This window comes from Bradyrhizobium sp. 33ap4, from assembly GCF_032654765.1.
Taxonomy (GTDB): Bacteria; Pseudomonadota; Alphaproteobacteria; order Rhizobiales; family Xanthobacteraceae; genus Bradyrhizobium; species Bradyrhizobium australafricanum.
The window spans coordinates 37,602-53,129 of sequence record NZ_JAUMTJ010000051.1 but is presented as its reverse complement, the minus strand read 5'-3'; the positions used below and the strand labels follow the sequence as shown (position 1 = coordinate 53,129).

11 protein-coding genes are annotated in these 15,528 nt (G+C 66.4%); 5 read left to right on the top strand and 6 right to left on the bottom strand.

The window, feature by feature from the left end; genetic code table 11:
- Positions 1–13 precede the first annotated feature (13 nt).
- Positions 14–505, bottom strand: a complete 492-nt coding sequence (locus Q2M23_RS31870) for an Lrp/AsnC family transcriptional regulator (RefSeq protein ID WP_168858469.1) — start codon at positions 503–505, stop codon at positions 14–16.
- A gap of 147 nt (positions 506–652) precedes the next feature.
- On the opposite strand from Q2M23_RS31870, the gene Q2M23_RS31865 reads away from it, so the two are divergent.
- Positions 653–1,963: an aspartate aminotransferase family protein gene (locus Q2M23_RS31865; protein ID WP_316398155.1), complete on the top strand. Its 1,311-nt coding sequence runs from the start codon at positions 653–655 to the stop codon at positions 1,961–1,963.
- 1 nt (position 1,964) lies between these two features.
- Here the strand turns inward: Q2M23_RS31865 and Q2M23_RS31860 are convergent, their stop codons facing one another.
- From Q2M23_RS31860 to Q2M23_RS31840, 5 genes are all read right to left on the bottom strand, one after another.
- On the bottom strand, positions 1,965–2,747 hold the full coding sequence (locus Q2M23_RS31860) for a TIGR02186 family protein (protein WP_168858471.1): 783 nt from the start codon (positions 2,745–2,747) through the stop codon (positions 1,965–1,967).
- A complete protein-coding gene (locus tag Q2M23_RS31855) occupies positions 2,744–3,673 on the bottom strand; it encodes a sulfite exporter TauE/SafE family protein (protein WP_076832838.1) in 930 nt (309 codons plus the stop codon). The genes Q2M23_RS31860 and Q2M23_RS31855 overlap by 4 nt, the downstream gene beginning before the upstream one ends.
- A 265-nt stretch (positions 3,674–3,938) precedes the next feature.
- Positions 3,939–4,781 (bottom strand): hypothetical protein, encoded by an 843-nt coding sequence (locus Q2M23_RS31850; protein WP_410469798.1) that lies wholly within the window; start codon positions 4,779–4,781, stop codon positions 3,939–3,941.
- Between the two features lie 115 nt (positions 4,782–4,896).
- A complete protein-coding gene (locus tag Q2M23_RS31845) occupies positions 4,897–8,457 on the bottom strand; it encodes a hypothetical protein (RefSeq protein WP_316398153.1) in 3,561 nt (1,186 codons plus the stop codon).
- A 367-nt stretch (positions 8,458–8,824) separates the two neighbouring features.
- The gene (locus tag Q2M23_RS31840; protein WP_057016062.1) at positions 8,825–9,412 is read right to left on the bottom strand and encodes a PadR family transcriptional regulator; all 588 of its coding nucleotides are present in this window, start codon (positions 9,410–9,412) and stop codon (positions 8,825–8,827) included.
- Positions 9,413–9,570: 158 nt separating this feature from the next.
- Here Q2M23_RS31840 and Q2M23_RS31835 point away from each other — a divergent pair, with 158 nt between their 5' ends.
- The 4 genes from Q2M23_RS31835 to Q2M23_RS31820 all read left to right on the top strand — a co-directional run bounded on the left by Q2M23_RS31835 (position 9,571) and on the right by Q2M23_RS31820 (position 15,460).
- Positions 9,571–9,987, top strand: coding sequence for a nuclear transport factor 2 family protein (locus tag Q2M23_RS31835; RefSeq protein WP_076832836.1), 417 nt, complete (start codon positions 9,571–9,573; stop codon positions 9,985–9,987).
- Positions 9,988–10,093: 106 nt separating this feature from the next.
- Positions 10,094–11,881 carry an acyl-CoA dehydrogenase C-terminal domain-containing protein gene (locus Q2M23_RS31830; RefSeq protein ID WP_316398152.1) on the top strand — a complete coding sequence of 596 codons (1,788 nt, stop codon included), beginning with the start codon at positions 10,094–10,096 and terminating at the stop codon, positions 11,879–11,881.
- Between the two features lie 137 nt (positions 11,882–12,018).
- Positions 12,019–13,227: an acetyl-CoA C-acetyltransferase gene (locus tag Q2M23_RS31825; RefSeq protein ID WP_057016171.1), complete on the top strand. Its 1,209-nt coding sequence runs from the start codon at positions 12,019–12,021 to the stop codon at positions 13,225–13,227.
- Between the two features lie 19 nt (positions 13,228–13,246).
- On the top strand, positions 13,247–15,460 hold the full coding sequence (locus Q2M23_RS31820; protein WP_316398151.1) for a 3-hydroxyacyl-CoA dehydrogenase NAD-binding domain-containing protein: 2,214 nt from the start codon (positions 13,247–13,249) through the stop codon (positions 15,458–15,460).
- Positions 15,461–15,528: the final 68 nt, after the last annotated feature.

The following is a 15,528-nucleotide window of genomic DNA, read 5'->3' as shown; positions in this document are numbered from 1 at the left end:
TTGTTCGAACTCCTCAACCCTCGCCGAACAGCGAGCTATCGATCTTGGTCGTCGATTTGACCTTTCGCAGGATGATCGTCGTGCGGTAGCTCGCGACGTCGCTATCCGGATGCATAAGGCGGTCGAGGATGAAGGATTGATAGCGCGCGAGGTCCGAGGACACGATCCGTAGCGAGTAATCCCAATCGCCGGCAATCATGCAACATTCGACGACCTCCGGAAGGTCGATTACCTTCCGCTCGAAGCGCGTGAAGGATTCCCTGTTCTGTTGCTTGAGACGGACCTCGACGATCACGTCGAATCCGAGTCCAACCCGCGTCGGGTCCACCAGCGCCACATAGGAATTGATGACGCCGGCCTCTTCGAGCGTGCGAACGCGTCGCATGCAGGGGGCGGACGAGAGGCCGATCCGCTCGGCCAGCTCGAGATTCGTGATGCGCCCCTCGACCTGCAGCACGTCGAGGATTTTTCGGTCGATCTCGTCAATCACGATCGCGGTTCCCATTTCTTTCGCATTCTCCATCTTTTGCGCAATTGTTTGCAGAAGAAGGGCTGAAATGCATCTCAAATCGCAATGTCATTGCCCTCGCGCGCGCATAAGATGTGGTGCGAGGGTTCTTTGATCGCTGCAACCGAGCAGCAAGGAGCGGGCATGGCCGGAAATGACGACAAATCCTTTTGGGATCGCGCGCGGCGGCACCTCATTCGCTATGGCGGGACGTTCGCTCCCTTGATCATCGAGCGCGCCTCCGGGTCCTTCGTCTATGACGCCGACGGCCGGGCCATCCTGGATTTCACGTCCGGGCAGATGAGCGCCGTGCTCGGTCACGGTCACCCGGAGATCGTCCAGACCATCAGCGAGCATGCCGAACGGCTCGACCATCTCTTCAGCGGCATGCTGACGCGCCCGGTCGTCGCGCTGGCCGAGCAGCTCGCGGGCCTGCTGCCGCCGGGGCTTGATCGCGTCATGCTGCTGAGCACCGGCGGCGAGTCGAATGAAGCTGCGATCAAGATGGCCAAGCTCGCCACCGGCGGCTTCGAGACCGTCGCGTTCGCACAGTCCTGGCACGGAATGACGTCTGGCGCGGCCGGAACGACCTATTCGGCCGGCCGCAAGGGCTATGGTCCGGCGCCGGTCGGCTCGCTCGCGATCCCGACGCCGAACCCCTATCGCCCGCGCTTCGGCAACGCGGCCGACTGGCGGGCCGAGCTGGCCTACGCCTTCGATCTGATCGATCGCCAATCGACCGGCTCGCTTGCCTGCATGATCGCCGAGCCGATCCTCAGCTCCGGCGGGCTGATCGATCTGCCTGAAGGCTATCTTGCTGAGTTGAAGGAGCTGTGCCGGGCACGCGGCATGCTGCTGATCATCGACGAGGCGCAGACCGGCCTCGGCAGAACCGGCGCCATGTTCGCTTTCGAGCGCGACGGCGTCGTGCCTGATATCCTGACCTTGTCGAAGACGCTCGGTGCCGGGCTGCCTCTGGCTGCGGTCATCACCACCGCCGAGATCGAAGAGCGGTGTCACGAACGCGGTTTCCTGTTCTACACGACGCATGTGTCGGACCCGATGCCGGCCGCGGTCGGGCTGAAGGTCATCGAGATCATCCTTCGCGACAGATTGGTCGAGCGCGCCAGGATAGCGGGCGCGCGGCTGAGGGACGGGCTCCTCGCACTTCAGAACCGGTTCGAATGCATCGGTGACGTGCGCGGCAGGGGGCTGATGCAGGGCATCGAGATCGTGCGCGACCGTTACAGCAAGGAGCCTGACGAAGCGCTCGGAACGCGTGTCTCTCAGCGCTGCATGCAGCTTGGACTGAGCACCAACATCGTTCAGTTGCCCGGCATGGGCAGCGTATTCCGCATTGCACCGCCGCTGACGATCAGCGACGACGAGATCGATCTTGGCCTCTCGATCCTCAGCGACGCGTTCGAAAGCGCATTGCAAAGCAGGGCTGGCTAGATCAATCCTTGCGGAACACGATCGAGGCCATCCAGCCGGTCATCAGCGCCATGAACGCGGTGATCAGGCCGTAGACAAGGCCGTTATGCCGCGCGGTGGTGGCGACGAATTGCTCGAAGCCGACCTTGACGATCTCGAACGCGGTCTCGGCCTTGGTCACCAGCGCGCCGTCGGAAAACAGCTTGATCTCGACATTATAGGTGCCGATCGGCACCTCCGCCGGCAGCGGAATGCCGGTGCGGAACAGGGTCGGGGTCAGGAAGGTCACCGCCGAGGTCGCCTCACGGTACAGCCCGTGCTCGGAGCGCAGCCGCACGAAGGCGCTGCGGAACGGGTCGTTTGGCACCACGTCGGCATAGTCGGGCCCGACCCGCTGCATCAGCAGCACGTTGTTGAGCCCGAGCTGCTGCCGCCGCTGCACCTCGGGCGAGGCGATCTGGTCGAACGGGCGATTCGAGAACAGCGCGAGATAGCCCGGCACCTGCAGGAATTGGCGCGAGTCGGTGTTGATCCAGATGCCGAATTTGCGCTCCTTGCGCCGCGTCACCATGTCGGCGCGCGGGCCGGACACCGTGACGACGAGATCGTAATTGTTGCGATTGGCCGGCGTCTTGTCGTCCTTCTCGACCGAGCCGAACAGCACGAGCTCGCCGCCGGAATAGTTCGGCGTCACTGTGACGCGGTGGTTGGAGACCGACACGATCAGCCGCTCGGCATGAGCGGGCGCGGCCGCCAGGCTGGCGGCGGCGAGACCGATGATCGCGAGCGCCGCGCGCAGCCTCATGGCGGGGCTCCGCCGGTTTCGCGGATGCTGTAGAGGTCCTGCGGCCGGATCACCAGCTCCACCGCAAAGCGGATGCCGACCGCGAGCACCAGCAGGCCGAGCAGCAGGCGCAGATGCTCGCCGCGGATCTTCTGCCCGGCGCGGGCGCCGAACTGCGCGCCGGTGACGCCGCCGACCATCAGGATCAGCGCCAGCACGGCGTCGACCAGATGGTTGGTCACCGCGTGCAGCATGGTTGCGAACACCATGGTGACGAGGGTGAGCACCATCGAGGTGCCGATCACGGTCGAGGTCGGCACCCGCAGCACATAGATCATCAGCGGCACCAGGATGAAGCCGCCGCCGATTCCCATCACGGCGCCGATGAAGCCGATCGCGAGTCCGACCACGACCACCGGGATGACGGAGAGATAGATCTTGGAGCGCTTGAAGCGCAGCTTCAGGGGCAGGCCGTGGATCCAGCCATGGCTGCCGGGCTTGCGCAGCGCGATCGGACCGCCGCGGCGGACGCGCAGCATCGCGCGCAAACCTTCCCAGAACATCAGCCCACCGACCGTCGTCAGCAGGATGACGTAGGACAGCGCGATCATCAGGTCGAGCTGGCCGAGCGAGCGCAGGAAGGTGAAGGTCCACACCCCGAACGTGGTGCCGAGCGTGCCTCCGACCAGCAGCACCGCCGCCAGCAGCGGATCGATCGCGCGTCTGCGCCAATAGGAAATGGCGCCGGAGAACGAGGAGGCCGCGATATGGCTGGCGACGGAGGCAACCGCGACCGCGGGCGCGATGCCGACGAAGATCAGCAGCGGCGTCATCAGGAAGCCGCCGCCGATGCCGAACATGCCGGAGACGAATCCAACCGCCGCACCCATCGCCAGGATGAGGAAGACATTGACCGGAATGTCGGCGATCGGGAGATAGAGCTGCACGCGCGTCGCTTCTTGTCGGTTCGCCGCGAACTCGGCACAAGGCCGCATCACGGCGTGATGTCGTTCTGGTCGGGCATTCTCCGGCTGAACGAATCCGGTCGGCGCGCAAGACGCAGGCGAACGCGGGTCGATTGCCGCGTTCTTGCATAACTGAAATCGGCGGGGGGAGGGACTAAAGAATCCGCTCCCGAGGGCATTTTTCGCCGCACCTGGCCGCCGTCTGCGGACGTGGTTGATAATTCAGATTAATGACGCCTGTGTCGCCTCACGGCCGATCGACCGGCTTGGTGATCAGGTTCAGCGCGAGCGCTTCCTTCGGGTTCAGCCAGCGGATATCGGAGGTTTGCGACATCGCCTCGACGATCGCGGAGGAGACGCCCATCTTGGTCATGTAGCCCAGCACCATGCCCTGGATGCGTTGTGCCTCGGCGAGGGGATCGCTGACCGGCGTGCTCGTCGTGAAGCGATGCACGCCGAGCCGCGAGCCCGCGATGCCATAGCGGGTCTGGCCGCCGGCATAGACCAGGACGCAAGCGCTGGCGCAGGACGCGGGGCGGAGCTTGCCCGAGGCGCCGGCGGTGGCGACCGCGGTGACCAGCCCTCGCGTGCGGATGACCTCGCCCATGATGGCGGCCTGGTTCAGCGCGCCGCCCGGCGACGACAGCAGCACGACGTCGCCTGGTGCGAGACGCGCCTCGCTGAGCCGGTCGCGGAACCAGCTCGCGCTGGCCGAGCCGATCTTGCCGCTGATCGCAAGGGCCCGCCGGCCGCGGCCTGATCCGTCGATGTCAACGTCGGGAATCACCGCGGACGTCATGCTGGCCGCGATGTAGGTCTCGCGCCAGAAGTCCCAGGCGCCCGGCGTCGACAGGTCCCGGTAAGCCTGGATGGCGACGCTCGACAGCAGCAGCACGAAGATGATGATGGACCAGAGCGAGAACCGGAACGCGCGGGGCGGCGATGCCACGTTCCCTTGCGGCGTCGGCGGAGGCGAGGCCGAAGGGCGCGGGGCGAATGGAGACGGCGCCTGCCGCGGCGGCGCAACGCGGGGACCGGTCGGCGACGAACGGTGGCCCGTTCCATCATCCTGGCGATCGTCGACAGACAAGCCTGACCCTCCGGAACGCGCGCCCCGACGGCGCGGAACTGCGCGCCTGTCTACACGGCCGAAGGCCGGAGGTATAGGACAGCGGCGCCGTCGGGGCGCCGCAGCCGTCTCGAACCTAGTGAGCTGGAGCGGCGAGCGCCGCGGTCCGCTTCGAGGGCTGCTTGACCGGCTTCGCCGCGGCGGGCTGCGCGGCCGCGCCGTCCCAGCCGCCGGCGGGCGCCGGCACGTTGACCGCATCGCTCGGCTGCGGCTCGGCGGTGAAGGTCTGGATCGCCAGCTTCGCTGCGGCCAGCGACTGCGGGTCGAGCCGCTTGGCAATATCGTCGCGCTTGTGGCCGGCATCGGCGTCGCCCTGCGCGGCCGCGAGGCTGAACCACTTGAAGGACTCGGCGAGGTTCTGTTCGACACCGATGCCGCGGGCATAGAGGATGCCGAGATTGACCTGGCTGTCGGCAACGCCGCGATCGGCCGCCTTGCGGAACCATTGCGCGGCGCTCTTGTAGTCGGCGCCCTTGCCGCCGCCATCGGCGTCGAGCACGGCGAGATTGTGCATCGCCTTGGCGTTGCCGCGCTCGGCGGCCTGCACGTAGTAGCGTCGTGCCACATCGAAGTCGCGCTTCACGCTGAGGCCCTTCTCGTAGAAGGTGCCGAGCCGGAACATCGCGGGCACCACGCCGGCCTGCGCTGCGCGGGCATACCATTTGGCGGCTTCGTCGACATTGGTGGTCACGCCCTTGCCCTCGGCAAAGCGGACGCCGACTTCATAGGCCGCGGCCGCATCGCCCTTGATCGCGGCGCTGCGCAGCGCCGGACCACCGATCGCATCGGGCAGCTTCTCGCCCGCCGGGATCTGGACCATGGCGAGCTTGCCGCCGAGCGGCGGCGCGGTCGGAATCGTGCCGGTGACGTCGTTGGCGGCGGCTGTTGGCGCCGCGGTCGGCTCAGGCGCGGCGGCGGGTGCGGGCGCGATTGCCGGTGGGATCGTCACCTGCGCGCTGTCGAGCGTGTTCGGCGCCGGAGTATTGTTGGACTGGCGGCCGAGCGGGGTCGGCGAGGTCATCGACGGCCCGGGCACTGACGGTCCGGGTCCGCCGGACGGCGCAGCCGGGGCGGGCGCGAAGGAATTCTCGGCAGGCGGCTGCATGGGCGGCGTGGCCGGCTCGCTGTGCTCGATCGTCGGCACCTGCGGCGCGGAGCTGGTGTCGAGCAGGTTCATCGCCATCTTGGCGGTCGAGAGCAGGATCACGACCACGCTCGCGCCGACCAGCAGCGAACGGATCTTGGAGGTGATGGTCGAAGGCTGCGCCTCCGGCGCGCCAGTCGCCGTCGCGCCGGCCGCGGCCGTGCCGGCCTTGGCGGCAGCCGCCTTCGCGGCCTTGTCGGCCTTCTCCTTGGCCTTGGCTGCAGCCTTGCTCGCGGCGCGCGCCGCCTTCTCGTTGACGGGTTGCGCGGCAGCGGCCTGCGCGGCGCGGCGTGCGGCGGCGATGAAGCTCGATGTCGAGACCGGCTCCTTCTTGCCGGCGGGAAGATCAGAGATCGCGCGCTCGGAATCCGCGATCCGCTCCGACGGCGAAGCGACGCGGCCGGAGGGGCGTGTGCCCGGTTCGAGCGGATGATCCGGTGGCAGGTCCGGCGCGATCGCGGCGCGTGCGGACGCCGCATGCGGCTCGAGGATCTCGCTGATCGCACGCGGCGGCAGCGGCGGCGGCGGCGGCGCGCTCTCGACCGGCTGCGCGGCATGGAATTCGCGCGGCGCGGACATGAAGTGCTCCTGCGCCAGCGCAGGATTGGGCAATTCGGGCCTGTACGATTCAGGCTTGTACGCTTCAGCTTTGGGCTGCGCGACCGGCTGCGACATCGCCGCGCGCGGCATTTCCATCCGCGGAGCTTCCATCCGCGGTTCGGCCGGCGCGGGAGCAGGCGGCGCGGTGCGCACCGTACGCAGATCGTTCTCGATCATCGCGAGACGATCGACGACATGGCCGAGCGTGTTGTGAACGGTCTCCAGCGAATCCTGGGTGCGGCGGTCGGTCTCCGACTGGCTGAAGCGGATGTCGGACAGCTCGCGCTTCACCATGTCGACGATGCCGCTGTCCATCATCGGCTGCGGCGAGGAGGTGTTGACGTTGCGGGCGGCGTCGGCGAGCGAGGCGATGTGGGCGTGCTGCGCCTCGAGGTGCCGCATGATGTCATGCAGCGCTTCCTCGACCCGGCCGAGATTGCCGGAGCGCTGGTCGGCGGACTCCAGGCGCTCGAGCAGATACGAGACGCGCTGCTCGAGATGGGTGAATGCCGACGAACTGTCGTTGCCGACCTGCAGACGGTCGATCCGCTCCGACAGCGAGCGCAGGGCGCCTTCGATGGCATCGGTGTTGTCGTAGCCGGCCGGCCGCTCGCGGGTCTCCAGCGTCGCGGCCAATGCGGCAATGCGCTGCTCGATCCCGGCGAAGGCATCGCCATGGGTCTCGGCGCGCGACATCTGCGACAGCTGGTCGACCTTCGCGGCCAGCGCATGCACGTCCCCGGAGAGCTGCAGCAGCGCGTCGTTGGAGGCGACGTTGGAGACGATGGCGCGCAGCGCGGCGATCGCGCTCTCGAGCTGATGCACCGTCGACGGATCGTCGTTGGCGCGCAGGATCATGTCGAGCTTGGCGCCGAGATTGCGGATTGCCTCGTCGTAGCCGGTGAGCTGCTCGGCGGGCGTGAGCGTGCGCAGCGACTCGCGGATCTCCGACAGCGCGCGTTCGATGCCGGCGATCGCCTGGCCCTGGCCGTTGCGGCCCTCCTGGCGGAGCTCGTCGATCCGGTGATGCAGCGAGCGGATCTCGTTCTCGATCGACTCGATCGCCCGGCGCGGCATCGCCTCGGTGATCGCCTGGCGGATTTCCGCAAGCTCGCCGCGGAAGGCCGCGATCGACTGTTCAATATGGTCGGGCCGCTGCAGCGCCTCGATCTGGCTCGTGATCTTGAGCAGCTGACGCTCGAGCGAGGAGAAGTCGGGCCCGGCAGGCGGCGGTGGCGCATAGGCGGCCATCGGCGGCGCCGATTGCGGCATCGGCGGCGCGCCGCGCGGCGGCATCTGGCGTTGCGCTGATACGTCGAGCTCGTTCTGGCGCGCGGCGATCTCCGCGATCGCGAAATCGAACGAGGCCGGGCTCAGTGGCGGCGAGGGGCGATAGACCTGGGCTGCGGCGCGCTCGACCGCCTCCGCCTGGCGCAGCCTCTCCTCCAGTTGCCGGTCATGCATCTGCGGCTCGCGCTGCATCTGCGACTCACGCATCGGCTGTGGCTGCGGCTCGCGCGCCGGTTGCGGCCGCGAAATTTGCGACAGCCGGGCATCGAGGCGCGAAATCGCGTCGTTCAGCTGCCGCGCGACGGCGGGCTGGCCGCGCGGCACTTCGGCGCGCACCGCTTCGGCGCGCGTCAGAGGCTTTGCAATCTGTTCGATCTGGCGGGTGATGGCGTCGAGCCGCTGGTGGATATCGGCGACCTCGCGGCTTTCCCGGCTCGGCATCGGCTGCCGTTGCTCCATGCGCCAATCCGGCGGGCTCGGTTCACCGACGGTGGAGTTGAGCCAGTCGTTCAGCGACATCCCGGCGCGGCGCGCAGCCGCCTCGGCCCTGTCGCGGACGGAGGGATCGATGCCGTCAACACTCCACGATACGCGCGAATTCATGATTCCGTCCGGTCCCGACTCCGGCGCTACACCCTGCGCCCGCAGCCTCCCCGCGCATTCTCGTCAAGAGACAATCGAATTCTGCGCCGGGCGTCTGCCTCAGCTGCTGACTTTTTCCCGTCACGGTAAATAACGGGTTAAGGAATGCGGCCGACGGGCGCTAAAGTTAGGGAATCCGGGAACCTGTTGCGCCGGATCAGGACAATGCCCTGCGGTGCTGCTCCTCTTCTCCTTCCCCCTGAAAGGGGAAGGTCGGGATGGGGGTTTGCCGCACACACTGCTGCGTGTGGAGAGCGATGATCCCCACCCGCTTTGCTCTGCGAGCAAAGCGACCTCCCCTTTTCAAGGGGAGGTTGGAGATTTGTTTCTAGCCGTTGCTTTCGCGCTTGCCGTCGTCGAGCGGCAGCACGTTGCTGCGGCCGGACATCGCCGAGAGCGCGTCGAGCGCCTCCTCGCACCATTCCACCACCATGCGCTCATGGCGCATGCCGAGGCGCAGGCTGAGCATCTTGCCGACATCGGCCGGCGGCGCGGTGCCGTCGGGAAAGCGCTTGTTGAGCAGGCGCTCGTAGCGCTCATAGCGATCGCGATGATGCTCCAGCCGCGCCATCAGGTCGTTGCGCAGCGGCTCGATGTCGACGCAGTCGAGCGCATAGAGCCGGACCAGAAGGTCGTCCTTGATCGAGGGCGGCACGCTCGGGCGCGCTGCCCAGTGCTTCAGTGCCGCGCGGCCTTCGGCGGTCAGGGTATAGACCAGCTTGTTGGGCTTGCCGGACTGCACCACCTCGCGGCCCTGGACGTGCCCCTTGTCGCGCAGCCGCGAGAGCTCCCGGTAGATCTGCTGATGGTCGGCCTTCCAGAAGAAGCCGATCGACGCATCGAACGTCTTGGCGAGCTCATAGCCCGTCATCGGACGTTCCGTGAGGCAGGCAAGGATTGCGTCACCGAGTGCCAACGCCCACCTCCATCTCAGTTCCCCAAAAGGTCATTCTGAAGTTCGCTTGACTTTATGCGTTAGTGTGCATATGCGTCAATATGCATATGGTGATCGGCGTGCCGCTGTCGCGTGCGCCGATGTCCAGGCTTCTTAACCCCGCCGCAGGAGACGTCCGAATGAGCAAGCCGGGCCTCGACAAGTGGTACGCCTACATGAAGTCCCACGACACCGCCGCCCTGTGGGACCTGCTGCATCCCGACGCGGTGTTCGAAAGCCCGGTCGTGCACACGCCGCAGCGCGGCCGCGACATCACCTTCAAATATCTCACCAGCGCCGCCAAGGTGCTCGGCGGCCCGACCTTCAAGTATCTCGGCGAGTGGCGCAATGACGCCGGCGCGGTGCTCGAATTCGAGAACGAGATCGACGGCATCAAGCTCAACGGCGTCGACATCATCACATTCGATGGTGACGGCCGGATCACGCATTTCAAGGTGATGGTGCGTCCGCTCAAGGCGATCAACCTGCTGCATCGGATGATGGGCGAGGAGTTGATGAAGCAAAGCGGCGCAACGTCGCAATCACAGTCGCGATAGCATCTGCCGCGGACCTCCGGAACCGGATAAGGTCCGCTCCAACAACCCAAGGACACGCTGCGCAGCGTCGTCGCATATGCGGCCACGTGCCAGCCGGGAGACCAGCATGCCAACCTACAAAGCCCCCGTCGAAGACGTCAGCTTCCTGCTCAACGACGTTTTCCAGATCGACCGCTACGGCAATCTTCCCGGCTTCACCGATGCCTCGGCCGATGTACGCGAGGCGATCCTCGGCGAGGCCGCCAAGCTCAGCGAAGAGGTGCTGCAGCCGCTCAATCGCACAGGCGATCTCGAAGGCTGCAAGCGCAATGACGACGGCAGCGTCGCCACGCCGAAGGGCTTCAAGGAAGCCTTCAAGCAGGTCGCCGAAGGCGGCTGGCTCGGCCTCTCGGCGCCGACGGAATTCGGCGGCCAGGGCCTGCCGGTGACGCTCTCGCAGGCGGTCAACGAATTCCAGATCTCCGCCAACATGGCGTTCTCGATGTATGGCGGGCTGACCATGGGCGCGACCGCGGCGCTCCTGGTGCACGGCACCCCCGAGCAGAAGCAGACCTATGTGCCGAAGATGGTCGCCGGCCAGTGGACCGGCACCATGAACCTGACCGAGCCGCAGTGCGGCACCGATCTCGGCCTGCTCCGCACCAAGGCGGTGCGCCAGGCCGACGGCAGCTTCAAGATCACGGGCACCAAGATATTCATCTCCGCCGGCGAGCACGACCTCACTGAGAACATCATCCATCTGGTGCTGGCGCGCATCGAAGGCGCGCCGGCCGGCATCAAGGGCGTCTCGCTGTTCGTGGTGCCGAAGGTGCTGGTCAATGCCGACGGCTCGCTCGGGGCTCGCAACGGCGTCAGCTGCGGTTCGATCGAGCACAAGATGGGCATCCACGGCAATTCCACCTGTGTGATGAACTACGACAACGCCACCGGCTGGCTGATCGGCGAAGAGAACAAGGGCATGCAGGGCATGTTCGTGATGATGAACGAGGCTCGCCTCGGCGTCGCCGTGCAGGGCCTCGCGCAGTCCGAGGTCGCCTATCAGAACGCGGTCGCCTATGCCCGCGAGCGCCTGCAGGGCCGCTCGCTGACCGGCGTGAAGGAACCCGAGAAGCCGGCCGATCCGATCATCGTGCATCCCGACGTGCGCCGCACGCTGCTCACCATCCGCGCCTTCAACGAGGCAGCGCGCGCCATGGTGGTGTGGACCGCGCTGAAGAGCGACGTCGCGCACCGCTCCAACGACGCTGGGGATCGCCAGGCTGCCGACGATCACATGGGCCTGATGACGCCGGTGCTGAAGGGCGTCCTAACCGACACCGGGTTCGCCAACACGGTCTCGGCGCAGCAGATGTTCGGCGGCCACGGCTACATCGCCGAGCACGGCATGGAGCAGTTCGTGCGCGATGCGCGCATCGCGATGATCTATGAAGGCGCCAACGGCATCCAGGCGCTCGACCTGGTCGGCCGCAAGCTGCCGCGCGACGGCGGCCGTGCCGCAATGGCGTTCTTCGGCGAGGTCGGCGCTTTCGCCAAGGAGCATGGTGCCGACGAGGCTATGAAGCCGTTCATCACCCCGCTCTCCACCGCACTCGGCCATCTGCAGCAGGCCACCGGCTGGCTGATGCAGAACGCGCTGGCCAAGCCCGACAATGCCGGCGCCGCGGCGACCGACTACATGAAATTGTTCGGCCTCGTCGCGCTCGGCTACATGTGGGCGAAGATGGCCAAGGTGGCGCAGGACAAGGCCGCCGCCAGCACCACGCCGTACCTCAACACCAAGCTCGTGACCGGCCGCTTCTTCATGGAGAAGTTGCTGCCGGAGACCGCCGTGCATCTGGCCCGGATCCAGAGCGGCAGCGCCACCACGATGGAATTGGCCGCGGAAGCGTTCTGAAGCGTTTTCCAGCGAAGTGGAGACCGGTTCGCGTGAAGAAAACGCGTCAAACAAGAAAGCCTTGAAAAATTGCCGCCGCACTGCTGCGGCGGCGTGTCCTTCCGTATATATTATGATCCTCATATCAAGGAGGCGTCATGCCTGAGGCATACATCTACGATCACGTTCGTACCCCGCGCGGCCGCGGCAAGGCCGACGGCGCACTGCACGAGGTCACCGCGCTGGCGCTCGCCACGGTGCCGCTGAAGTCGCTCAAGGAGCGCAACAGTCTTCCCGAGGATTCCGTCGACGACGTCGTGCTCGGCGTGGTCGACCCGGTCGGCGAGGCCGGCTCGGACATCGCCCGTTTCGCGGCGCTGAACGCCGGCCTCGGCGAGAAGGTGCCGGGCGTGCAGATCAGCCGCTTCTGCGCCTCCGGCCTCGATGCCGTGAACTTCGCCGCAGCCCAGATCATGAGCGGCCAGCATGAGCTCGTGATCGGTGGCGGCGCGGAATCGATGAGCCGCGTCGGCATCGGCGCCTCCGGCGGCGCCTGGCCGATGGATCCCTCGATGGCGGTGCCGGCCTATTTCATGCCGCAGGGCATCTCGGCCGATCTGATCGCGACCAAATACGGTTTCTCGCGTGACGACGTCGACGCTTACGCGGTGCAGAGCCAGCAGCGCGCGGCCAAGGCCTGGGACGAGGGCCGCTTCGGCAAGTCGGTGGTGCCGGTCAAGGACGTCAACGGCCTGACCATCCTCGCCAAGGACGAGCACATGCGCCCGACCACGACGATGCAGTCGCTGGCGCAGCTGCAGCCGTCCTTCGCGGCGATGGCGGCGATGGCCGGCTTCGACGCGGTGGCGATCCAGTCGCATCCCGAGGTCGAGAAGGTCAATTACGTGCATCACGCCGGTAATTCCTCCGGCATCGTCGACGGCGCCGGCGCCGTGCTGCTCGGCAGCAAGGAGGCGGGCGCCAAGCACGGGTTGAAGCCGCGGGCGAAGATCCGCGCATTCGCCAATATCGGCTCGGAGCCCGCGATGATGCTGACCGGCCCGGTCGACGTCACCGAAAAGCTGTTCGAGCGCTCCGGCATGAAGAAGTCGGACATCGACCTGTTCGAGCTCAACGAGGCCTTCGCCTCGGTGGTGCTGCGCTACATCCAGGCGTTCGACATCGACAACGCCAAGATCAACGTCAATGGCGGCGCGATCGCGCTCGGCCATCCGTTAGGGGCGACCGGCGCGATGATCCTCGGCACCGTGCTCGACGAGCTCGAGCGCACCAACAAGGAAACCGCGCTCGTGACGCTGTGCATCGGCGGCGGCATGGGCACCGCCACCATTATCGAGCGCGTCTGAGGCGAGGGGAGCGAGCAACATGGCTTACAAGAATTTCAAGTTCGACGTCGACGCCGACGGCATTGCGCTCGTCACCTGGGACATCCCTGATCGTTCGATGAACGTGTTCGACGAGATCTCGACCCAGGAGATCGGCGAGATCATCAAGCAGACGACCAGCGATCCTGCGATCAAGGGTGTCGTGATCACCTCGGCGAAGGAGGCGTTCTGCGCCGGCGCCGACCTCTCGATGCTCGAGGGCATGAACCACTCTTACGCGCAGCTTTTCAAGGAGAAGGGCGAGGAAGCCGCGAACCAGATGCTGTTCGAGCAGAGCCGCCAGATGTCGCAGTCGTTCCGCGCGATCGAGACCTCGGGCAAGCCGTGGGTCGCCGCGATCAACGGCCTTGCGCTCGGCGGCGGCTTCGAGATCACGCTGGCCTGCCACTACCGCGTCGCGGCCGAGAACCCGAAGACCCGGCTCGGCCTGCCCGAGATCAAGGTCGGCCTGTTCCCCGGCGCCGGCGGCACCCAGCGCGTGCCGCGTCTTGTGCAGCCGGCGGACGCGATGCAATTGCTGCTCAAGGGTGAGGCGGTCAATCTCACCCGCGCCAAGGCACTCAACCTGATTCACGCGGTGGTGCCGGCAGCCGACCTGATCAAGGCCGCGAAGGACTGGATCAAGGGCGGCGGCAAGGCGGTCGCGCCGTGGGACGAGAAGGGCTTCAAGCTGCCCGGCGGCCCCGTCTTCTCCAAGATGGGCATGCAGATGTTCCCGGCCGGCAACGCGATCTATCGCCGCGAGACCTACGACAATTATCCGGCCGCGCGCGCCATCATGAGCTGCGTCTATGAGGGCCTGCAGCTTCCGATCGACGCCGCGCTGCGGGTCGAGTCGCGCTACTTCACCAAGGTGCTGCGCTCGAAGGAAGCGGCGGCGATGATCCGGTCGCTGTTCCTGTCGATGCAGGAACTGAACAAGGGCGCCCGCCGCCCGGCGGGCGTGCCGCCGACCAAGGTCAAGAAGCTCGCCGTGATCGGCGCCGGCTTCATGGGCGCCAGTGTCGGCTATGTCTCGGCGCAGGCCGGCATCGACGTCGTGCTGGTCGATCGCGACCAGGAAAGCGCCGACAAGGGCAAGGGCCACGCCAAGACCGTGGTCGACGGCCTGATCGCCAAGGGACGGATGAAGCAGGACGCGGCCGATGCCATCCTGGCGCGGATCTCGGCCACATCAGACTACAACGTGATCTCGGACTGCGACCTCGTCATCGAGGCGGTGTTCGAGGATCGCAAGGTCAAGGCGGATACCTATGCCAAGGCCCAGCCGCTGTTGAAGCCGGGCGCGATCTTCGCCTCCAACACCTCGACGCTGCCGATCAATTCGCTGGCCGAGGAGTTCAAGGACCAGGGCAAGTTCATCGGCATCCACTTCTTCTCGCCGGTCGAGAAGATGATGCTGGTCGAGATCATCCTCGGCAAGAACACCGGCGACGTCGCGCTGGCGACCGCACTCGACTATGTGCGCGCGATCGGCAAGACGCCCATCGTGGTGAACGACTCGAGGGGTTTCTTCGCCAACCGTTGCGTGATGCGTTACATCTCCGAGGGCAACGAGATGCTGCTCGAGGGCGTGCCGCCGGCGATGATCGAGAACACCGCCAAGATGGCCGGCATGCCGGTCGGGCCGCTGTCGCTGCAGGACGAGGTCGCGCTCGATCTCGGCCTGAAGATCACCAAGGCGACCGAGGCCGATCTCGGCCCCAACGCGATCGACCAGGCGCAGAAGAAGCTGATGGTCGAGATGGTCGAGAAGCAGGGCCGCTTCGGCCGCAAGAACGGCAAGGGCTTCTACGACTATCCCGAGAAGGGCAAGGGCCAGAAGAGCCTGTGGCCGGGGCTCGCCAATCTGCAGCCGAAGCAGCTCGATCCCGACACGCTCAGCGTCGAGGAATTGAAGCAGCGCTTCCTGGTGGTGCAGGCGGTGGAGGCCGCGCGCACCGTCGAGGATCACGTCATCACCGACGTGCGCGAGGCCGATGTCGGCTCGATCCTCGGCTTCGGCTTCGCGCCCTTCACCGGCGGTGCGCTGTCCTACATCGACTTCATGGGCACCAGGAACTTCGTCGCACTCTGCCACAGCTTCGAGAAGAAGTACGGCTCGCGCTTCACGCCGCCGAAGCTGCTCGAGGAGATGGCCGCCAAGGGCGAAACCTTCTACGGCCGCTTCCCGCCGAAGAAGCAGGCGGCGTAAACTTCTGAAGCGAACTCGCGCAGGATCAAGCCGGTCATCGATCCGACTTGATCCTGTTGTGCGACGGT